Raw genomic sequence first — 2,770 nt, 5'->3', positions numbered from 1 at the left:
CTGCGCGAACTCGGCCTGAGTGAAGAGCAGGTGGCCGGCGTACTCGGCGGCGGTCATATGTCGGACACCGGCAACGGTGCCCTGCTCCGCTGAAATTCCGCCCTACCCGCCCTATCGCCCAAGGGGAGCGGGGATCAGGAACCGAACATCGAGTTCGTCGGCCGGCGCCAGGGACCCGTGATCGCCAGCGTCAAGCCGGGAGACTGGATGTTGGCGAACAGGACCCGGCCGTCGGCGCTGAACGCCGGACCGCAGAATTCGCTGTCGTTCAGGTCGTTACGAGCCAGCGCAAACGGCTCCCCCTCCGCAGTGACGCCGATAAGATGGCTGACGCCTTCGCCGTCCTCGGCGAGGATCACGCCGCCGTACGGGGAGACGGTGATGTTGTCGGGGCCGTCGTAGTTTCCGGTGTCGATGCTGGGGTCCGGGTTCACCCCGAACAGCGTCTTCAACGTCACCGTCTCGGTCGCCGGATCGTAGAACCACACCTGCCCGTCGTGCTCCGCGGTGCTGCCATCGCTCATACGGGCGAAGCTGGCGACGAAATAGGTTCCGCCGTCGCCCCACCACTGCCCCTCGAGCTTGCGGCTGCGGGTGACCTGGTCATTGGTGAATTGTTCGCGCACCGGGGTGCTCTTGGCGTCGCGGTCGGGAACATCGATCCACTGCACCGTGTACCGAACGCCCGGCGCGGTGGCCTGCGACAGATCCGGGACGTGCGCGCCGTCGGCGAAACATGTCATCGCCTGCAACGACCCGGCGGTGTCGCCGCCCGTCGACTGTGCCAGCTCACGCAGCGCGTTCGGACCTCCGCGGAAACCGGCAGGCGGCGTCCAGCGGTAGAACAGTCCGTTGGGCTCTCCGGCGTCCTCGGTGAGGTAGATGGCACCGGACTGCGGGTCCACCGCCACGGCTTCGTGCGCGTACCGTCCCAGGAACTTCAGCGCGACAGGGCTTTTGCCCATGTTCGCTTCCTGGCTCGCAGGATCCACCTCGAAAACGTAACCGTGATCGAGCGTGAAGCCCTTCGAGCCCGCCCGCGCTTCCGTCTCCTCGCACGTGAGCCAAGTGCCCCACGGCGTGATGCCGCCGGCGCAGTTGTTCACGGTGCCCGCGACGCTGACGTACTGGCTCTGCCACTGTCCGTTCGCGCCCACCACGGTGGTGGTGGTGCCGCCGCGCGCCCCCGTGTCGTAGGTGAGACCCTCCACCACCGGGACAGCGAACGGCTCGTCCTTTCCGATCTCATGGTTGGTGATCAGCACCGAGCCGGCAGCACCCGCGAACACACCGATGGCGTCGGGGTCGCTCGGAACCGGAGCACCACCATCCATCTGCGTCTCACCCGAACGAGCGACCACAGTGTACGAGAAGCCCACCGGCAGTGAGAGAATCCCCTTGGGATCGCGGACGAGCGGACCGTAGCCGATCGCCTGTCCGGGTGCCGACGCCGCCGCGAGAGCCGGCCGGACCAGTGCGTCGACGCTGCCTGCGAGCGCGACGCCGAGGCCGGTGAGTGCCGTGCGGCCCAGGAACCCGCGCCGATTGAGCGATGAAGTGGTCACTATCTGCTACCTCCATGGATATGAACCGGACCTTCGGACGGTAGGCACCGAACGTGTGGGCATCGGCGACGCACCCCGACGCGCAGATGAATGGCGGGCGAAATCGAAGGAACGGGTAACCCGCCCGTTGACATGTGACTAAATGGTCACCTATCGTCGTTGTATGGACGACGACCGGGTCTTCAAGGCTCTGGCGGATCCCACCCGCCGGCTGATCCTCGACCGGTTGTTCGCCCACGACGGGCAGACGCTCACCGAGCTCGAATCGCAGGTCGAGATGACGCGCTTCGGGGTCATGAAACATCTGCGCGTGCTCGAAGACGCGGGACTCGTCGTCGCGCGCCGCTCCGGCCGGGAGAAGCTGCACTATCTGAATCCGGTGCCCATTCGGCTCATCCACGACCGGTGGATCGACAAGTACACCGAACGCCACGCCACGGCGCTCGCTCAGCTGAAAACCGAACTGGAGGAAGAGAAATGACCACATCCGACACCACCACCGACCTGTTCCAGCTTTACAGCGTCTATATCAAGGCGACGCCGCAGGCGATCTGGGACGCCATCACCAAGCCGGAATGGTCGGAGAGGTACGGCTACGGCGGCCTCGTCGATTACGACCTCCGGCCGCGCGGCAAGTTCGTGTCCCGCCCGGATGCGGCGATGAAAGAATATCCGGGCATCCCGGACATCATCATCGACGGACAGGTGATCGAATCGCATCCGCCGAACCGGCTGGTCCAGACCTGGCGCATGCTGATGTCTCCCGACGAGGTCGAGGGGTTCACCACGCTGACCTACGAGATTGCGGAAACGTCCCGGCCCGCCGTCACCAAACTGACGGTGACGCACGATCTCACCAACGCGCCCGGCCTCGCGGCGATGACGGCAGGCAAGCTGGAGTCCGAGGGTGCGGGCGGCGGCTGGAACGAGGTGCTGAGCGGTCTCAAGACGCTCCTCGAGACCGGCACGCCGCTGGTCGGCTGAGACGGGTCGCAGCGCGGCGAGCGTGAGGGCGGCATCTGTCGGAGCATCGCAGTAAGCTCCAACCATGACGGCTGCCGGGTCGCTCGACGAAGATTTCCTCGCGCTCGCCCATCCCTACCGGCGTGAATTACTCGCTCACTGCTATCGCATGATGGGCTCGCTTCACGACGCCGAGGACCAACTCCAGGAAACGCTCATCCGCGCCTGGCGGGGATATGCGG

At 65.8% G+C, this 2,770-nt stretch carries 4 protein-coding genes; 3 read left to right on the top strand and 1 reads right to left on the bottom strand.

Going from position 1 to position 2,770, the window contains the following annotated elements:
• Positions 1-134 precede the first annotated feature (134 nt).
• Positions 135-1,565, bottom strand: a complete 1,431-nt coding sequence (locus WAW17_RS16790; protein WP_422334080.1) for an alkaline phosphatase PhoX — start codon at positions 1,563-1,565, stop codon at positions 135-137.
• A gap of 163 nt (positions 1,566-1,728) precedes the next feature.
• Here WAW17_RS16790 and WAW17_RS16785 point away from each other — a divergent pair, with 163 nt between their 5' ends.
• From WAW17_RS16785 to WAW17_RS16775, 3 genes are all read left to right on the top strand, one after another.
• Positions 1,729-2,046, top strand: coding sequence for an ArsR/SmtB family transcription factor (locus WAW17_RS16785; protein ID WP_422334079.1), 318 nt, complete (start codon positions 1,729-1,731; stop codon positions 2,044-2,046).
• Complete coding sequence (locus WAW17_RS16780) at positions 2,043-2,549, top strand: SRPBCC domain-containing protein (protein WP_422334078.1); 507 nt, start codon at positions 2,043-2,045, stop codon at positions 2,547-2,549. The genes WAW17_RS16785 and WAW17_RS16780 overlap by 4 nt, the downstream gene beginning before the upstream one ends.
• A 64-nt stretch (positions 2,550-2,613) precedes the next feature.
• Positions 2,614-2,770 (top strand): sigma factor (locus tag WAW17_RS16775; protein ID WP_422334081.1); only part of this gene is annotated, 157 nt, incomplete at its 3' end.

The organism is Rhodococcus sp. (in: high G+C Gram-positive bacteria) (genome assembly GCF_049286785.1).
Classification (GTDB): Bacteria; Actinomycetota; Actinomycetes; order Mycobacteriales; family Mycobacteriaceae; genus Rhodococcus_F.
The sequence above is the reverse complement of the archived record's forward strand: the minus strand, read 5'-3'. Positions and strand labels throughout refer to the sequence as shown.